Below are 18275 nucleotides of genomic sequence, written 5' to 3' on the forward strand. Positions count from 1 at the left end.
AGGGTACGAGCGAAAATAGTGTGGTGGCGATAGTGAGAAGGATACACCTGTTCCCATGCCGAACACAGAAGTTAAGCTTCTCCGCGCCGAAAGTAGTTGGTGGGAAACTACCCGCGAGGATAGGGAGTTGCCACGCTAATATAAAGGAATTGACTTAGGTCAGTTCCTTTTTTCGTATCATAAATAATTGGAAATACCGTTTATCTCCCTTCGGGATCATAAACGGTATTTTTTTGTGCCAAAAATTACCGAAAAGTCTATAATGTTCAATTATTAAATCTTTTACCAAGAAGGAATCAGGAATGATTAAGATTAGACAGGCAACTGAAAATGATGCGCAAGAATTGTTGGATATTTATGCGCCCTACATTATTAATACGACAATTACTTTTGAAGATGCCGTTCCAATTGTAGAAGATTTCAAAAAACGTATCCATAATATTCTAGAAAGCTTTCCATATCTAGTAGCGGTTGATGATAATAATAAAATTCGTGGATATGCTTACGCTCACGCCTATAAAACTCGAGCCGCATATGCTTGGACGGTTGAGTCGAGTATCTACGTAGATCGTGAGTATGAGGGTCATGGTGTGGGTACAACATTGTATCAACATTTGGAAAATACTTTAAAAAGACAAGGTGTCGTTAATTTGATGGCCTGTATCACAGAAGAAAATGCGAATAGTGTTAAATTTCATGAAAAATGTGGTTATGAGAAGGTTGGGACGTTTAAAAAGGTAGGTTTTAAGTTTAATCGCTGGCTCGATATTGTTTGGATGCAGAAAACATTGAATCCACGTTTGGAAAAAATGGAAAAAGTAATTTCTTTTGATAAATTGGATTAAATGTTTGACCTAGAGTTAACTCTAAGGAGTATCATTCTTAATGATGAAGGGAGCATTTATATGACAAAATTAACTGATACATTTGATATTTATAATGGTGTTAAAATTCCCAAGGTAGCATTTGGTACATGGCAAATTCCTGCTAACCAAGCAAGACAAGCTGTTTCTGACGCTATCGAAACAGGTTACAGACATATTGATACTGCACTTGTTTATGGCAATGAAAAAGAAGTTGGACAGGGTATTAAAGACTCCGGTGTTAAACGTGAGGACTTGTTCGTTACTTCTAAATTACCTGCCCAAACAAAGTCTTATGACGGTGCTCTAGCTGACTTTGAGACAACTATGAAAAAACTTGATTTAGATTATTTGGACCTCTATTTGGTTCACGCTCCATGGCCTTGGAGTGAAATTGGTGCTAATTATGACAAGCAAAATCTTGATGTATGGCGCGCTATGGAAGAAATTTACAACTCTGGCCGTGTTAAGGCTATCGGTGTCTCAAACTTTAACGTTCACGATTTAGAAAATGTTATGAAGACAGCAACTGTTAAGCCAATGGTTGATCAAATTCAATACTATATTGGTTACACAGAACCTAAGATTACTTCATTTGCTAAAAAGAATGATATTTTGGTTGAGGCATACTCACCACTTGCTACAGGCGGCTTGATCCACAACGAAGACGTTTTGAAGATTGCTGAAAAGTATCATGTCAGTGTTCCACAATTGGCCATTCAATTTGTTATCCAAAATGATGTTTTGCCATTACCAAAGGCTGTTCACAAGGAACATATTGTTGCTAATACCAAGTTAGACTTTGAGATTAGCGCTGAGGACATGAAGACATTGAACGCCATGCCTGATACTGCACCAGAACATTCTCATAACTCTACACAGGGTTAAAATTGAACTATTTTAAAAGAGCTTGAATCCGTTGAGGTTCAGGCTTTTTTTGTGTTCACATTAAAATTACAAAAAATCATCGCATTTAATTATCAAAATAATTATTAAAATGTTGGACAAATTGACTACGCCATGATAATATAACAATATACTAATGATAACGATAAGATTTTAAACAAGGAGATGAACTATGAAATTAAAAAACGATAACCTAATGAAACTTTTAACATCCGATAACGAACCAAAAATCAGCATTATCTTACCGATTCATCCGGAAACTCCTCAGGCAGAAACTAACTTACTTGCCTACAAAAATCTTTTGAAGGATGTCAAAAAAGACTTAGAACTAAATTATCCACGTCGGGAATGGAATAACGCAGTAAAAAATCTCGAATCCCTGATCCTTGATAGAAAATTATGGAACTCAGATAAAAGAGCCTTATTGATTTTTGCCAACAATGAGAACATGGAAATTAGAGCCATGGAACACACAGTTTTAGCCAAAGAACATGTTGGAAATACTTTCTTGATTCAAGATCTCTTGCTCCCCGAAGAAAATGTTAAGAGACCAGATTACTTGCTAAATATCAGTCGTGACCGCATTAACGTTATTGATATTAATAGTCTGAAAGAAGTCGAATTGCCTGACTTGCACACGAGATTTTCCGACTACTATTCAGACTTTGACGCTAATTCCAATGTGAACTCCGGTTCATATGGTGGTTTAACAGCAACATATCACGGACATCGTACTAAATCCGAAGAGCAACAAAAAGATCAAAGTATTTATTACCAATATTTAGACAAAGAGTTAACGAATTTAAATCGAGCAAAAGGTTATACATTTGTATTAGCAGGCTTGTCAGAAACATTAGATGTATATTTGAAGTCGTACAAGAATAGTCCTTATATCGGTGGAATCATGCATGGATCAGTCATGAATCTGTTCCGTGCTGAATTAGCCGAAAGAGTAAATGATTACTTCGCTTTTGAAAGAATTGCCGAAGTGGAACAAGTTAAGAACAATGTCAAAGCCGCCGGGGAAAAGAATAGAGTTATCAATGACTTGAGCATTATTGATCTAGCTTTAAACAATCGGGATGTTAAATCATTAGTTTCGTTTAACGATGGAAGTTCATATTCAGTAGAGCACAATAAGTTACTGATTAAATCCTTGATCAATAAAATCAATTGTCGAGTTTTATATACACCAGGCGACAATAGTTATCCTAGTATGAATGCTATATTGTATTAGAGAGAGAGCGGAGTTGGGCGCCCCATCGTAGCTCGTTTTAGAGCCACTGCCTAGAACCAATCGATACACCAAAACCATTCATCAAAAATTTCCAACCAAGTAGTGTAGTAGTAACCATACAACCACAAGTAAGCCGATAATCCTAAAAAGATTATCGGCTTATTTTGTGTCCTTCCAGCAAGATTTTCAAGAAAGGTTTAGGATAGACGTGTAACAGAGAGGTAAAACAATCGGAGGTAGAGTAAATGGCAAATGTATTAATTATTGGCGCAACGAGCTTAATGGGGCAAAAAGCGGCGAAATTTTTCTTGGACAAAACTGATGATAATATTACTTTGATGGCACGCTACACGGGACTTTTAACAATTGACGAAAAACGTGAACGTGTATTTCAAGGAGACATTATTGATGAAGAAATTTTGGACGATGCGATGAAAGGTATTGATGTGGTATTAGTATCACTCGATAGTAACGAAGAGCTGTTGATCCAAAAGATTATTGATGCAATGGACAAAGAGGGAGTCAGACGCTTCATATTCTTAACATCAATGGGACTTTACAATGAAGTACCAACCACAAACGGTGCGTCAGGCAATTTAAACGATGGCGAAATTTTGGCACCATATCAACAAGTAGTCGACGCAATCGCTGCTTCAGATTTGAATTACACAGTTGTCCGTCCTACATGGTTAGATAATGGACAAGATGTCGATAATTATGAAATCGTCCGCAAAGGTGGTTTGTCTAAAACAGATACAGTTGCCAGCAGCAGTGTAGCTGACCTTGTAGTTCGCCTAGCACACAACGGAAAGCTAGGTTCACATGATAGTTTGGCTATTAGTCGTAAGGCATAAAAATTATAAAAAAATGGAGTTACTAATCTCATAATTAGTAGCTCCATTTTTATATTAACTATTATTTTTCAGGTTTATTTTCTCTCAATATACGAGCAGGATTTCCAACAACAATAACGTTGTCAGGGAATGAATGTGTAACGACAGATCCAGCACCAACAATGACGTTGTTTCCTAAAGTGACACCTGGTAAGATGCTTGCGCCGCCGCCGACCCAAACGTCATTACCGATAGTAATAGGTGAAACTCTTTCAGCTTCAGTCCGACGAACCGATGGGTCCAATGGGTGCTGTGGAGTGTAGAGACCGACTTTAGGTCCAAACTTAACATCATTACCGATAGTGATTTTACCTTCATCACAGAGCATTACATCGTGGTTAGCGTAGAAATGGTTACCAATTGTAATGTTAACTCCGTAGCTAAAGTAAATCGTTGGTTCAACAAAGAATCTATCGCCGACCGATTTCATCAAACTCTTGATCTTGCTATTACGTTCGTCATTGTTGGCAATACGATTGTAGTCCATCAATTTAGCACGAACGTCGTCACGTAAGGCAGCTAAGTCTTTTGACTCTAGGTATAACTCCCCATTGATCATTTGTTGGTACGATGAATCTTCTTCAATATTCATTTTTAAATTAATCTCTCCTCAAAATAGACATATATTAAGGATAGCACAACGACAAAATGCTTGCTTTGAAGTGTACTTTAAGGTCTAGACTTGGGGTTATATGGGATTCCGTTTCCAGAGCTGAGAGTATTCATCTGCTGCGCGGCACGGTTCGAGCCAAAGGGCGGTCTCGAACCTCGGTTGAAGCCTTACCACAAACTGGTAAGGCTCCAACACGTCCGGTGGTGTAATTGCTAAAGCAATAACGCCACTTTCGCTGCGGATGAATACTCTCAGCTCTTCCAACTAAATTATCTTATGGGATGAATGATTAAATTAGCCGAGATTGTTCTCAATAATAATTATATTTGCTTTTTATCATTCAATCATTGGATAAGTTGTTTGTGTTCGACAATACGGAAATAGGTTTTAAATTATTAAATATAAAAACGAGGAGAGCATATTTATGAAGAAATTAATCATCTATTTTTCACTATCAAATAATACTAAAAAAGCTGCTGAAAAGATTCAAGAAATCACTAATGCAGACATCATTCGGTTACAACCAGTTACACCATATCCAGAAGGGTACAGCAATTACGTTCCAGTTGCTCAAAAGGAATATGAAGACCAAATTCATCCAGTATTGAAGACAGAAATACCAGATTTAGCCAACTATGACACGGTTTATTTAGGCTATCCAACTTGGAACGGAAAGATGCCAATGATATTTCACACATTGTTTGAAAAGTATGATTTTGGTGGCAAGACAGTCGTTCCATTCACAACAAGTGGCAGTTCATCAGTTTCTGAATCAATGCCAGATGTAAGAAAAGTAGCGGCTAATAGTAAGGTGACAGATGGCTTCAGATATGATAATAATGATGTCCAATTAAAAGCTTTTTTAAGCGATAAATAGTAATACCAAGTAATAATACACAAAACAAATAATAATTGAATACAAGAGCCGGAAGGTGCGAGATAGTCCACCAGCAGTGCAAGTGGTGTTAGGACTTTAGTCCTTACTCCACTGACGTATTTTGAGATTCGCAGTTTATGCGAAGCTCAAAATCGAGGCGCGAGACCTTGGCTCGCACCGGTCACACAGCAGGGGACTATCTCGTACCTTCCGGCGGCAGGAACTAAAGAATTCAAATTATAAAAACAACAAAAAAGCTGAAGCAGCTTGGATCGGGAATTATCCAAGTGTTTCAGCTTTTTCTGAGGTTTTAAAACAACCAATTAGCTATTTTTTTATGTGTGTGTAATATGGGAGAACAGCCAATTGATTATGAATAACGGAGCCCATTGACTACTTCAACTTCGAAGAAGTCAATGTAAGGTTACTGAAGAATTCATCGTTAGCAGGGCTAAGGTCGAATCCTTTAACACGGTTGTTAACTGGTTGCCATGCGTAGTTAAATTGTTCACCGACAACACCAGCTTGGTTGTTCATGTATTCTTGCCATTCTTTGAATGTCTTAGCACGTGTCTTATCGTTCCAAGCAGAACTATCATTCATTTGGTTGATCAACTTAGTATTCTTAGCAGTTACAAAGTGACCCATGTTGAATGCAGCAGTATCACCGTACATTTGTGATTGTGATGGTTCTGATGATAATGACCATGCACCTAACCAGATATCCATCTTGTTTTGTTCTGGTTTTTGAAGAGTATCGTAGAAACTGTTCATTTCAACTGGTTTGCCGCTAGTGTACTTAACGTCCAAACCAACCTTGTGCCATTGTTGTAGATAATCTTGGTATGTAGCTTCTGTAGTAGCACTACTTGTCATAGCACCGAAGTAGATAACGAGTTTCTTACCCTTTGGATCTGAACGCCACTTGCTACCGTTACGTTTCTTGTAACCAGCGTCATCAAGTAACTTGTTAGCTTTCTTCATGTTTAGTGGGTAACCCTTAGCAGACTTGTCGTAGTACTTGTTAAATACTGGTGGAATCAAAGTATTAGCACGCCACTTGATACCATTACCAAACTTCTTTGAAACTTGGTCAACGTTTAGAGCATACATCATAGCTTGACGAAGACTCTTGTTAGCCATCTTCTTGTTTGGATCAGCAACGTTCTTACCAGTTTTAGTATCGTAGTGACCTAAGTTAAAGGCAAAGTAGCTGTAACCTAAAGCAGGTTGTCCAACTTTAGTAAATCCTTTAAGGTTCTTCAAGTTCTTGTAATCAGTACCACCAAGTGCACCAGCAACTGATGGAGCAACTGTATCGTACTTCTTAGATTGAAGAGCTTTGTCGATATTATTCATTGAAACAACGTTCAAAGTAATGTGACCGATTTGAGCTTTCTTACCGTAGTAGTACTTGTTTGGTGACCATGATGTTGATTCACCTTCAACGACTTTATCCAACTTGTAAGCACCTGTGAAGATAGGGTTCTTACGGATTTGTTCTGAAGAAGCCAATTTAGCGATAGGAACATCTTTGATGTATTCGTAAGGTTCAACAGTTCCCCAAATGTATGAGTTACCAGAGAACTTCATACTTGGAGCCATTTTCTTGAAGTGGATGACAGCAACTTTACCAGTTTCGCCGTCTGGGAATGTGATACCTGAGATAGTATCAGCCTTACCCTTGTGATATTCAGACATACCTTCGATATCTTCGAAGTCAGATGAATATTGTTGTGAAGTAGTTTCTTTGTTACCTAAAACTTCATAAGCGTATTCAACGTCTTTAGCAGTAACAGGTGAGCCGTTTGACCACTTAGCATCTTTACGGATTGTGATTGTGGCAGTCTTAGCTTTACGGTCAAGTTTTTGATTAGCAAGTCCACCATCGATGATCTTGTAGTTCTTGTCAACGTTGAACAAATTGTTTTGACCACCTGGTGCAAAGGCCTGAGCATCTTCATTGTTAGAAGCAAGAATAGGATCGGTGATACCTTGGAATGGAGCATTATTAACGATAGCTAATTTCAAAGTACCGTTCTTAGTAGCATTTTTATTTGTAGCAGCTTTGTTGTTATAGGCTGTTGGAAGTTTAACAGCTGCATTGGAGCTTTCTGAGCTGCTATTGTTAGAACATCCAGCTAGTGTAAGAGCTGCTAGAAAAGTGATGGCAACTGTGGCTAGCTTTGTTTTTGTTTTAACCATATATATTTCCCCCTTGGAAATTTTTTAAACCCTAAATATTTTTTACCAAAACCACTTGTTGAAAGATGATTTGGTTGTGTAATAAAGAAAGAGAACTGGAAGATGCTTTTGTAATGATGTAGGCATCACTTCTTTCAATTGTTAGGTATGATTTTACAAATATTAAGCTTCGGCGCCTTGACGTTGAGAAGCATCAGCAGAACGACGAACAACTTGTCCGATGTAACTGATTGATAAACATAAAATGATGATTAAGAGTGCGGCTGGCAACCATGTCCACCAGTATTGGGTGATGTTGTTAGGATCATTGGCGTTAGCAATCAAAGTACCAAGTGATGGTGTATGAATTGGAAGTCCAAATCCCAAGTATGAAAGACCAGTTTCAACCCCGATATTTTCGGCGAAAGATAGTGTTGTATCAACGATAATTAGGGATGAAATGTTAGGCATGATTTCTTTAAAGATAATCTTGAAATTGCTAGTACCAGAAGTTTTAGCAGCAGCAACGTAATCTTTTTCTGATTCAGAAAGGGTACGAGAACGAATCAAACGTGAAGTACCTTCCCAGTAAAAGATTGAAAAAATTAAGGTTAAAGTAACAGCGTTGTAATTTTTGATGATTGTAACTAAAACGATGATCATCATAGTCATAGGTAGCATCATCATGAAGTCATACACACGTTGCATACCCCAGTCGATGTAACCGTTGAAGTAACCGGAGATAAGTCCCCAGCAAATACCAAAGGTTGATGAAATAATTGTCAATCCAATGGCGATACCAATTGAATTTCTAGAACCAACGATCAATTGTTGTGCAATCGAACGTCCACCAGTATCAGCTCCAAGTATGAAACCATTAGTACCAGGTGCAGTATTGTAATTCATGATGTTTGTTTCCATCATCTTCGGTGTATCGATAAATAGTGAAGCAATCATAACGAATAAGATGAAAGCTACAACGATAACTAGCGCAACCATAGCTGGCTTGTCGGCCTTGAATTCGCTCCAAATAATTTTGGCAGAACTTGGAGTTGCTTCTTGTTGGGCTTCTTTAGAAAGCCTCTCAAGATCAGCCGCTGAAATACGTGAATGTCTGTTTAAATTTTCTTCCATAATTTAACGGCCCCCTTATTGAATACGAATTCTAGGATCGACGATACTTAGGATGATATCTGAAAGTAGGGTACCTAGTAGATTCAAAATTCCGTAAATTAAAACTAATGCGGTGATAACAGTGTAATCACGGTAACTAATTGAGTTAATGAAGAGTAGTCCCATACCTGGATATGAGAAGACGGTTTCGGTAAATAGGGAACCGTTTAACAATCCGGTAATTGAGTAACCTGCAAAAGCTGCAATTGGTAAGAGTGAATTTCTAAAAATATGGTGTCTGTAGATATCTTTTGAAGGAACACCTTTTGAACGAGCTGTTCTAACATAGTCAGAACGTTTAGCATCGATAACTTCTGAACGAAGGTATTGAACGACGTTGACGGTTCCGAATAATGCACCCAAGATACCAGGTAATAGAATATGGTAGAAACGGGACCCAACTGTTGGTAACCCTGGATTTGCCGTTGATGAAATTGAACCAGTTGTTGGGAACCAGCCAAGCACGTAACCGAAGATCCAAACACCGATAACTAAGATAACGAAGAATGGAATACAGTAAGTAACGTATGTGTAAACTCTGATAATTGAATCAGGTAATTTACCTTCATGCTTAGCAGCGAACATACCCATTGGTAAAGCAAAGCAATATGTCAAAATAGTTGTGAATAATGCTAACCAAAGAGTATTAACAGCACGGCTACCAATCAAACGAGTTACAGGCTCTTGATATTGATAACTATTTCCTAAGTTTCCATGGAATAAGTGAACAACCCAGTTCCAATATTGTTGATACCAAGGATCATATAGACCGTTGAGTTTCATCAAATGATGGATTTGAGCTGGGTCAGATCTAGGATTAATGGAACCGGTGAATGGATCACCAGGCATCGCTTTAGCTAGTAGGAAAACTAAAATACTAAGAATAATAACTTCAGGAATCATAATTAAGATACGACGGAGAATTGTTTTCCACATTATGCTTGCACCTCGCCTTCATGCTTGAGTTGTTCAACCAAATCCTCAGGTAATGCAACTGAATGAGTTGGTGTAATTTGAACTAGTGGATAAGCTTGACCATCTTTGTCATAATATTTATCTTGTTGTTCGCGATAAACTTCTTCGACTGCCAAACGTTGAGCACGATGTTCAGCACGTTGACTAACGTTTGTTTCAGGAATAGCAGCTAAAAGTCGTTTAGTATAAATGTGCATTGGGTGATTGTAAATATCATCTCTAGTACCGATTTCAACTAAACGTCCACGGTTCATGATGGCGATGTTGTTACACATATGTCTGACAACACCTAAATCGTGAGAAATAAATAGGTAAGAAATACCAAATTCACGTTGAATCTTTTTCATAAAGTTAAGAACTTGTGCTTGAACTGATAAGTCCAAAGCGGAAACAGGTTCGTCAGCGATAATCAATTTTGGATTAGTGGCAACGGCTCTAGCAACACCGATACGTTGTCTTTGACCACCGGAGAATTGGTGAGGATACTTATATAAAGCATCAGCATCAAGTCCGACAATATCGAGTAATTGTAAGACACGTAATTTTTCTTCATCTTTAGTTAGGTGTTCAAAGTTACGAAGTGGTTCAGCGATGATATCTTCAATTCTCTTTCGAGGATTTAAACTGGAAAGTGAATCTTGGAAAATCATTTGAACATCGTGATTGTAATCAAGACTCTTACGATTAGACTTTTTAGTAATATCTTTTCCTTTATACATAACTGATCCGCTAGTGACCTTTTCGAGACCAACGACTGATTTACCAGTGGTTGATTTACCAGAACCAGATTCACCAACTAGACCATATGTTTCACCAGCTTCAATGTTGAAACTGATACCATCGACAGCTTTAACTGAATCAGTAATACGATTCCAGAAGCCGGATCGGATAGGGTAGTGAACTTTTAAGTCTTTAATTTCAACTAAACTCATGCTGTTGCACCCCCTTGTTGTTCATCAGGAAAGGTGAACGATTTGTAACATGTACAACGAACGATATGACCGTCGTCAACTTCATGCATACTTGGTTCAGCTTCGTGAGCATCATCTGGCAACCAAGGAATTCTTGGTGCAAAACGATCACCATCAGTAGGCATCTTTTGTAATGAAGGAACGTTACCTTTAATGACGTATAAGTCATCATTTTCTTTATCAAGTTGAGGCATTGATCTTAATAGTGAACGCGTATAGGGATGTTTTGGTTGGTCGAAGATTTGTTCGGCTGAGCCTTCTTCAACGATTTGACCGGCATACATAACAGCAACACGGTCAGCCGTTTCAGCAACAACTCCTAAATCGTGGGTGATTAAGATGATTCCGGCGTGATTTTCTTTTTGGATATCACGGAGAACATCTAGAATCTGAGCTTGGATAGTTACATCCAAAGCAGTGGTTGGTTCGTCAGCGATGATTAAATCTGGCTTGCAGGCGATGGCAATGGCGATGATAACACGTTGTCTCATACCACCAGATAACTCATGTGGAAATTGATGAGCCGTCCGTTTGGGATTGACGATACCAACTTGGTCCAACAATTCCAAAACTCTTTGATGCTTTTGTTCAGCAGTGAATTTAGTATGATAATTCATAACTTCACTGATTTGATCTTCAATTCTTTTTAATGGATTCAATGCAGAAAGTGGATCTTGGAAAATCATACCGATTTTAGCGCCACGGAATTGGTTGTAGCCATTTTCGTCGAGTTTTAATAAATTGGTACCTTCAAAATCAACTTCCCCAGTGATTTTTGTTTCTGATGGATCATGCAGTCCCATGATGGTCGTAGCTAAAGTACTTTTACCACAACCTGACTCACCGACAATGGCAAGAATTTCATCATGGTGTACTTCCAAGTTAATGTGGGAAATAGCATCGTAATATTTTCCTTTAATCTTAAAAGCAGTACTGACGTCTTTAATGTTTAAAAATTCTGAATTAGACCCCAAGAAATCCCCTCCCGGTTTTTAATTTATCTCTTATTCTCCCTAACCACTTTTCAGTGGTCTACACACAGTCGTTTGAATTGAGATGTAATAATTGATTTTGATTATAATTAATTTAAATCTAATTTACAACCCCAATTATTAAAGAAATATTAAAAAGATTAATAAAAATACAATTCGTCTTTTTTTGGGCCTTTTGGCTTGAAATAAATGGCCAGAGGGGTTTGAAAGGGGTACCATTGCCGTTTTAAAGGATATTTTTTTCTAATAATTGCCCTTTGGTCAGGTTAAATTGAAGTCAAAAAAGGGGAAATATCATGAAATATGGCTTCAGATACCTCCCTTATATTAATAAAAATTAAAATTTATATATTTTACAAAAACTTAGTTGGGTAAAACAATTGCACTAAAATTATTGTTCAGACATACTATTGAAATATATCATCTCCAGAGCTGAGAGTATTCACCTGCTATGCGGACCGGTCCGAGCCGAAGTGCGGTCTCGAACCTCGATTTGAATCCTTGCCAAAGTTCGGCAAGTATCCAAATTCGCCCGGTGGTGTAATTGCTAAAGCAATAACGCCACACCCACAGCGGGTGGATACTCTCAGCTCTTCCGATTCGTTCTTTTATTGCGATGGTTAATAAATCTGTTTTAAATGTAAGTTTTGAATATATTCTAAGAATTAAATTTTTTAGATTAATCTTTAAATTTGCTTAGTTACCATATTGAATATGATTTTTGTTAGAACGACCCAGCAGTAATTTATTTAAATGATTGTAAGTATTATTCATTTTATTATGAAAAAATAAATTAGTTGGAGGAGCCGAAAGCATTCATATGCAGCGAAAGTGGCGTTACGGCTTCAGCCATTACACCACCGGGCGTGTTGGAGACTTTCCGGTTTTTGGAAAGGCTTCAACCGAGGTTCGAGACCGAACTGTGGCTCGGACCGTACCGCGCAGCAGATGAATACTTTCGGCTCCGGAAACGGCAACACATTAAATTCCTTAAGTGGTAAGATATCGATAGAAGAAGGGTGATTGTATGCGTCATCGTAAAAGTAGTAAGAAACCGTTAATTATTACACTGGTTTCGATCGTAGTAATTTTGGTATTGTGTGTGGTGTTTTTCTTTCCATTGAATAATATGATTCGTAATGCCACTGGCAATGACACGGCTAGTGATAAGGTTGTTAAGTCGGAGCTGGTTAAAAAAGTCAAATCTAAGAAAACCGGTGATCCAAGTAAAGACAAAAAGATTGATCGTGCTGCATCGGTACTTGGAAAGAAGAAAATGTCTCAAATTATGTCAGCTGCCAATGATCAGGATCAAGCTGCTAATTTAATTGAGAATTCATCGTCATTATCAAAGGCTCAATCACAAACTGCAGCTCAAGAGATTTTTTCAAATGATGCTTATTCAGGATTACGTTCGGCAATCAGCTCAGGTAACTGGTATCAAGCGTATCAGCAGTATCAAAAACTTTCGAATAATGGTCAGCTAAATCAATTACAACAGGATATTAATCAACAAAAATAACGTTAATTCATCGAGGTTAACGTTATTTTTGTTTAAATTAAACAATATTAGTATTAAATTCTGGAGTCTTGGACCACTAAAAGACTATAATAGTAAATGCATTTAAGCCAAGAATATTTTGATTATTTTTTATTTTTTAAGGTTTCTCTAAGGAATTATTGGTATCCTTATAAATAGCTATAATTACAAAATTTCCAATAATATTTTTGGAAAAATTCGTATTTTAAACTAATATATTCATAATATGAAAGGTATAGGTAGTATTTAACGTATGATGACGATTGGAAGATATTTACGTACTAAAAGATTTTTTAAAGAACTAACCTTGCAACAGGTAGTTGATACTGTAAAGAGTGATTACAACTTCTCAACATCAACTTCAGTTTTGAGTGCTATTGAAACTGACAAGAACAAGATCATTGATGGCGAATTGTTATTTGTATTATCAGATTTATATGGAATCGATTTGAAGGAACTTCAAGAATTGATTTTGAATAATTTGAAGACTAACAATAACAGAAGATAGAATTTTTTAAATATGCCGCCTCCGGGTGACAGTGATTGAAGCCTGCTGTGGGGACCGGTCCGAGCCGAAAGGCAGTCTCGGGCCTCGATTTTGAGCCGAAGTTCACGTCTCAAAATTCGTCCTAGTGTTGTAAGAACGAGAAGTTTGCTCGTCCTAACGACACTTCCCACTACTGGATCCATCACTGTCACCCGGAGGCTAGGGTATTTGTTTTTTTGTTGACTATTACTGACTAGGATGAGATTTATTTTATTCCTAGTTGAGTATGCTTAGTTTAGTGATGATTAAATAATTGAGGATTTTTATCTTTTTAAAGTAGAATAAGCAATTTAATAGAACACATCATTTGGTGGTGTGTTTTTTTGTTGTTGAAATTTGTAAGTATCAAAATAGATTTAAATGTTTATGCAAAAATTTTATTCAAGATGTATTTAATCTGAGTAATCATGGAATTATTTAAATTAGTTCGGAAGGGATAAGAATATTCACCCGCTGTGGGTGTGGCGTTACGGCTTTAGCCGTTACACCACCGGGCGTGTTTGGAGACTTACCGGGTTTTGGTAAGGCTTCAAAACGAGATTCGAGACCGTACTGTGGCTCGGATCGGTCCGCATAGCATGTGAATATTCTTATCCCTAGAGACGGGCGGAAGATTTATTTATATTTTGAATGTGAATATTTTCATATTTATAATAAAATAGTTTATAATAGTTTTTGAGGAAGTTTAAACATGTTAACGACGTTACCAGTATTTGTGTCAAAATATTCTTTTTGATTGGAAGATGATAAAATGAAATTTTGCGTAAATACTGATAAGAAAAACAGTTGGTATATCGGAGTTAATGACTACGATCCGAAGATGATTAACAAGCTTGAAACGTTGATGTTTCAAGGTAATGGCTACATGGGGATGCGGGCGGTTTCTGAGGAACGGCAATTGAATGAACGACGCAATATGTTTGTTTCGGGGACTTTCGATGCCTTTCCGAGTGAAGTTACTGAATTACCAAATTTACCTGACATTTTGAATATGGAAATTCAAATTGATGGCGAGCCATTATCGTTGAGTTATGGTCGAGTTGAGAATTATCAGAAGAGTTTGAATTTGAAAAATGGTGAATTAATACGTAATTTTGATTGGATTATCAATGATAAACGCGTTAATTTCAAGTTCAGTCGTTTTGTTTCCATGAAAGATAAACATCTTTTCGTTTCAAAAGTGGAAATTTCGGCTGATAAAGATATTAATATTAAGGTTCAATCCGGTATTGATGGGCAACAATCTAACAGTGAGACCCAGCATATGATGGAAGGCGACAAACGTCTTTATGATGGTAAATTTATCCAGATGAAGTCTGAAACCCAGCAATCCCATATTAAATTTGTCTTTAACGTTAGACATAAATTGTATGTTAACGAAGTTTTGATGGGGAATAAGCCTTACATGAAGATGGGACGTCGTCAGATTTTTGGCAATTATGAGGCTGATATTAATCCAACTCAAAAGTTTACTTTGGTGAAGTATGCCAATGTTTACACGAGTATGGACGAGCATCACAATGCTGATAAAATGGCTGAATCGTCAGTTGATGATTTGAAATTTGCTAGTTTGAGCAATTACAAAGAACTATTACAAAAATCAGCTCGTGTTTGGAATAAGAATATTTGGAAGAAGAGTTTCGTTCAAATTGAATCTGACGATGTGATGCCACAAGTTTCCATCAATTTTGCGCGCTATCAGTTGGCTGCCAATACTCCACATGATCCACGCAAAAATATTGGTGCTAAAGGAATTACCGGTGAAGGGTATAAGGGACACAGTTTCTGGGATACTGAAACTTTCATGTTGCCATACTATACTTTCACTATGCCTGAAGTTGCTCGTAATCTTTTGACATATCGTTATTTAGGACTTGAAGGTGCGCATAAGAAAGCTTTAGCTAACAACTATAAAGGTGCCCAGTTCCCTTGGGAGGCAGCACATCCAGCTGATGGAGAAACAACTCCACTCTGGGGTTCAGCCGATATTGTAACTGGTAAACCAATGAAGATTTGGTCTGGCTTTATCGAACAACATATTACTAGTGACATTGTCATTGCGTTGATGGATTACATGAATGCCACTGGTGACCATGATTTTGCCGAAAAGATGGGCTTTGAAATTATTTTGGACGCTGCCAAATTCTGGAGTAGTCGTTTGGAATATAACCAAGCTAAAGATATTTACGAAATCAATGATGTTATTGGTCCAGATGAGTATAAGGAACACGTCAATAACAATGCTTACACGAACTTTACGGCTCGTTGGTGTATTCAAAAAGCTATCAAAGTTTACAATCTTATTAAGGAAGACAATCCAGCTCTCTACGTTGATTTGAATGATAAATTGAATCTGAAGAAGACATATGGTGACTGGATTAACCAAGTTAATAAGATATACGTTCCTCAACCTAACGAGGAAGGTGTAATCGCTGAAGATGACCAATACTTGTCAAAGAAGATAATCGATGTTTCCCAGTTTAAAGTTAATGACCAAATTAGTAATGTGTTTAAATATTATAATTTGTCACAAATCAACGATATGCAAATAACAAAGCAAGCTGATGTTTTGTTATTAATATATTTATTTGAAGATATGTTTACTGATGATGTGAAGATTAGCAACTGGAATTACTATGAACCAAAGACGACACACGACTCATCATTGTCACTATCAATTCACTCAATTTTAGCCAGTGATCTTGGCCTAGCGGATCAAGCTTACAAGTTATATGAAATGTCCTGCGAGACCGACCTGGGTGTTCACGTTGGTAAAGCAGCTCAAGGATTGCACATGGCAGCCTGTGGCGGAGTTTGGAATATGACAGTTCAAGGCTTTGGTGGTATGAGAATTGATAATGGGCGACTAAAGATTGAACCACATCTACCAGATGCTTGGAAGAGTTTGAAGTATCAAATTCAATGGCAAGGTAACACGGTTAAAGTTAGTGTTGATAATGAAAATCTTGTTGTCGAAACAATTGGCAATGGCATTGAATTCATCAATCACGGACAGACATATCAAGTTGCTGCCAACTCTAACGTGGCAATTGCAACATCTGTTGAAGAGCTTGTTTAAAGTTCTTGAGTTTTGTTTAATGTTTGGGTTTTAGTTTAGTTTGATTTGTTGTAATTGATAAAATGTAATTGAAAGTAGTACTGAGGTTCCAAAATAAAGAAGAGATTAAAAATCAAGCATTTCCCATCAGTGGATGCTTGATTTTTTATTTGAATAAAGATTTAGAGTTTATTGCAGTATGTTGGTTCCAGAACTGAGATCATCTTTTGTAGATGATAATTCCTTAATGATTAAATGATTATTATTCAAATATTAACTTCTATAAAAAAATATATTAGTTGGAGACAGTAAATAGTCTAAAATGAAAGTAATAATGCATGGTGTCAGTTAGCAATGGATAATTAGTCGGAAGAGTTGGGAAATATTTGTGTGCCGTGGTAGTGGTATAAGTACGGGATTTTATCCCGTACTTATACCACCGGGCGTGTTTGGAGACTTGACGAACTGTGTCAAGGCTTCAAACCGAGGTTCGAGACCGTTCTTTGGCTCGGACCGTTCCGCACAGCTTGTGAATATTTCCCAGCTCTGTAGACGGTATATTTAATTAGCATCATATGTTAAATACGATTTGGAGGAATACGCAATGGCAAAAGTGGTTATCATTACTGGGATTTCATCAGGCATGGGTCGAGCAGCAGCTTTGTATTTTCAAAAGCAAGGTTTCGAAGTTTATGGTGGAGCCCGTCGAGTGGAAAGATTAGTTGATTTGCAGGAACAAGGCATTCACACGCAAGAATTGGATGTAACTGATAAGTTGTCTGTCCGTGGACTGGTCGATCATGTCATCAGTGAAGAAGGTCACGTTGACGTTTTGATCAATAATGCTGGTTACGGCGAATATGGTCCTTTGGAAGAAGTTCCAGTTGAGAATGCTAAGAAGCAATTTGATGTTAACTTGTTTGGCGTTGATCAGATAACACAACTTGTTTTGCCATTTATGAGACACCAAGGTTCTGGTCGTATCGTTAATATTTCGTCCATTGCCGCAAATGTTTACAGTCCATTAGGCGGATGGTATCACGCAACTAAAGCTGGTTTAAATATGTGGAGTGACGTTTTGGATACTGAAGTCCGCCGATTTGGAATCCGGTCCGTCATTGTTCAACCCGGTTTGACTAAATCAGAATGGAGTAAGATTGCTTTCGAAAATGCTCGTAAGAATTTGGTGGATGATTCTCCATATGAAGATTTAGTTGATAAGTTGGATCACCTTTTTGGAGAACTTGGTAAAGGCGCAACATCAGAGGATTTGGCAAAGGTATTCTATCGTGCTGCCACAGATGTTCGTCCAAAACGCCGTTATTATAATTCGATAATGGATCATGGGATGGTCATGGTTGCTAGAACGATGCCTAATACTTATCGAGTTGCCTTGAATTTGTTGATGAAATAATAATTAATACTAATAAAAAAGACAATTAGAAT

Annotated in this window: 15 protein-coding genes and 1 rRNA gene; 10 read left to right on the forward strand and 6 right to left on the reverse strand. The window is 37.4% G+C overall.

All coding sequences use genetic code 11. From position 1 onward, the window contains the following. The first annotated feature begins 19 nt into the window (after nt 1-19). The 5 genes from rrf to AAA923_RS11285 all read left to right on the forward strand — a co-directional run bounded on the left by rrf (nt 20) and on the right by AAA923_RS11285 (nt 3860). A 5S ribosomal RNA gene (rrf, locus tag AAA923_RS11265) occupies nt 20-136 on the forward strand. Nucleotides 137-302: 166 nt separating this feature from the next. Beyond that, entirely contained in the window at nt 303-845 is a 543-nt protein-coding gene (locus AAA923_RS11270) for a GNAT family N-acetyltransferase (protein ID WP_338217195.1), read from the forward strand. A gap of 60 nt (nt 846-905) precedes the next feature. Continuing rightward, the gene (locus AAA923_RS11275; RefSeq protein WP_338217197.1) at nt 906-1751 is read left to right on the forward strand and encodes an aldo/keto reductase; all 846 of its coding nucleotides are present in this window, start codon (nt 906-908) and stop codon (nt 1749-1751) included. Nucleotides 1752-1941: 190 nt separating this feature from the next. After that, nucleotides 1942-3006: a baeRF8 domain-containing protein gene (locus tag AAA923_RS11280; RefSeq protein ID WP_338217199.1), complete on the forward strand. Its 1065-nt coding sequence runs from the start codon at nt 1942-1944 to the stop codon at nt 3004-3006. Nucleotides 3007-3251: 245 nt separating this feature from the next. Beyond that, a complete protein-coding gene (locus AAA923_RS11285) occupies nt 3252-3860 on the forward strand; it encodes an NAD(P)H-binding protein (RefSeq protein WP_338217201.1) in 609 nt (202 codons plus the stop codon). 61 nt (nt 3861-3921) lie between these two features. On the opposite strand, the gene AAA923_RS11290 is transcribed toward AAA923_RS11285, so the two are convergent. Beyond that, complete coding sequence (locus tag AAA923_RS11290; RefSeq protein ID WP_338217203.1) at nt 3922-4491, reverse strand: sugar O-acetyltransferase; 570 nt, start codon at nt 4489-4491, stop codon at nt 3922-3924. A gap of 445 nt (nt 4492-4936) precedes the next feature. Between AAA923_RS11290 and AAA923_RS11295 the strand changes: the two genes are divergently transcribed. Then, nucleotides 4937-5389 (forward strand): flavodoxin, encoded by a 453-nt coding sequence (locus AAA923_RS11295; RefSeq protein WP_338217205.1) that lies wholly within the window; start codon nt 4937-4939, stop codon nt 5387-5389. 393 nt (nt 5390-5782) lie between these two features. Here AAA923_RS11295 and AAA923_RS11300 read toward each other — a convergent pair whose 3' ends face one another. The 5 genes from AAA923_RS11300 to AAA923_RS11320 form a co-directional block, all read right to left on the reverse strand. Continuing rightward, nucleotides 5783-7594 carry an oligopeptide ABC transporter substrate-binding protein gene (locus tag AAA923_RS11300; protein WP_338217207.1) on the reverse strand — a complete coding sequence of 604 codons (1812 nt, stop codon included), beginning with the start codon at nt 7592-7594 and terminating at the stop codon, nt 5783-5785. A 162-nt stretch (nt 7595-7756) separates the two neighbouring features. Beyond that, complete coding sequence (locus AAA923_RS11305) at nt 7757-8707, reverse strand: ABC transporter permease (RefSeq protein ID WP_338217209.1); 951 nt, start codon at nt 8705-8707, stop codon at nt 7757-7759. Between the two features lie 15 nt (nt 8708-8722). Then, the gene (locus AAA923_RS11310; RefSeq protein ID WP_338217211.1) at nt 8723-9682 is read right to left on the reverse strand and encodes an ABC transporter permease; all 960 of its coding nucleotides are present in this window, start codon (nt 9680-9682) and stop codon (nt 8723-8725) included. After that, complete coding sequence (locus AAA923_RS11315; protein WP_338217213.1) at nt 9682-10653, reverse strand: ABC transporter ATP-binding protein; 972 nt, start codon at nt 10651-10653, stop codon at nt 9682-9684. The genes AAA923_RS11310 and AAA923_RS11315 overlap by 1 nt, the downstream gene beginning before the upstream one ends. After that, nucleotides 10650-11666 (reverse strand): ABC transporter ATP-binding protein, encoded by a 1017-nt coding sequence (locus AAA923_RS11320; RefSeq protein ID WP_338217215.1) that lies wholly within the window; start codon nt 11664-11666, stop codon nt 10650-10652. The genes AAA923_RS11315 and AAA923_RS11320 overlap by 4 nt, the downstream gene beginning before the upstream one ends. A gap of 1045 nt (nt 11667-12711) precedes the next feature. Between AAA923_RS11320 and AAA923_RS11325 the strand changes: the two genes are divergently transcribed. The 4 genes from AAA923_RS11325 (at nt 12712) to AAA923_RS11340 (ending at nt 18243) form a co-directional block, all read left to right on the forward strand. After that, a complete protein-coding gene (locus AAA923_RS11325; RefSeq protein ID WP_338217217.1) occupies nt 12712-13206 on the forward strand; it encodes a hypothetical protein in 495 nt (164 codons plus the stop codon). 271 nt (nt 13207-13477) lie between these two features. Then, on the forward strand, nt 13478-13732 hold the full coding sequence (locus AAA923_RS11330) for a RodZ family helix-turn-helix domain-containing protein (protein ID WP_338217218.1): 255 nt from the start codon (nt 13478-13480) through the stop codon (nt 13730-13732). A 790-nt stretch (nt 13733-14522) separates the two neighbouring features. After that, nucleotides 14523-16850, forward strand: a complete 2328-nt coding sequence (locus AAA923_RS11335) for a glycosyl hydrolase family 65 domain-containing protein (RefSeq protein ID WP_338217220.1) — start codon at nt 14523-14525, stop codon at nt 16848-16850. Nucleotides 16851-17433: 583 nt separating this feature from the next. Next, entirely contained in the window at nt 17434-18243 is an 810-nt protein-coding gene (locus AAA923_RS11340; RefSeq protein WP_338217221.1) for an SDR family NAD(P)-dependent oxidoreductase, read from the forward strand. The last annotated feature ends 32 nt before the right edge of the window (nt 18244-18275 follow it).

Source organism: Companilactobacillus muriivasis (assembly GCF_036246245.1).
Taxonomy (GTDB): domain Bacteria; phylum Bacillota; class Bacilli; order Lactobacillales; family Lactobacillaceae; genus Companilactobacillus; species Companilactobacillus muriivasis.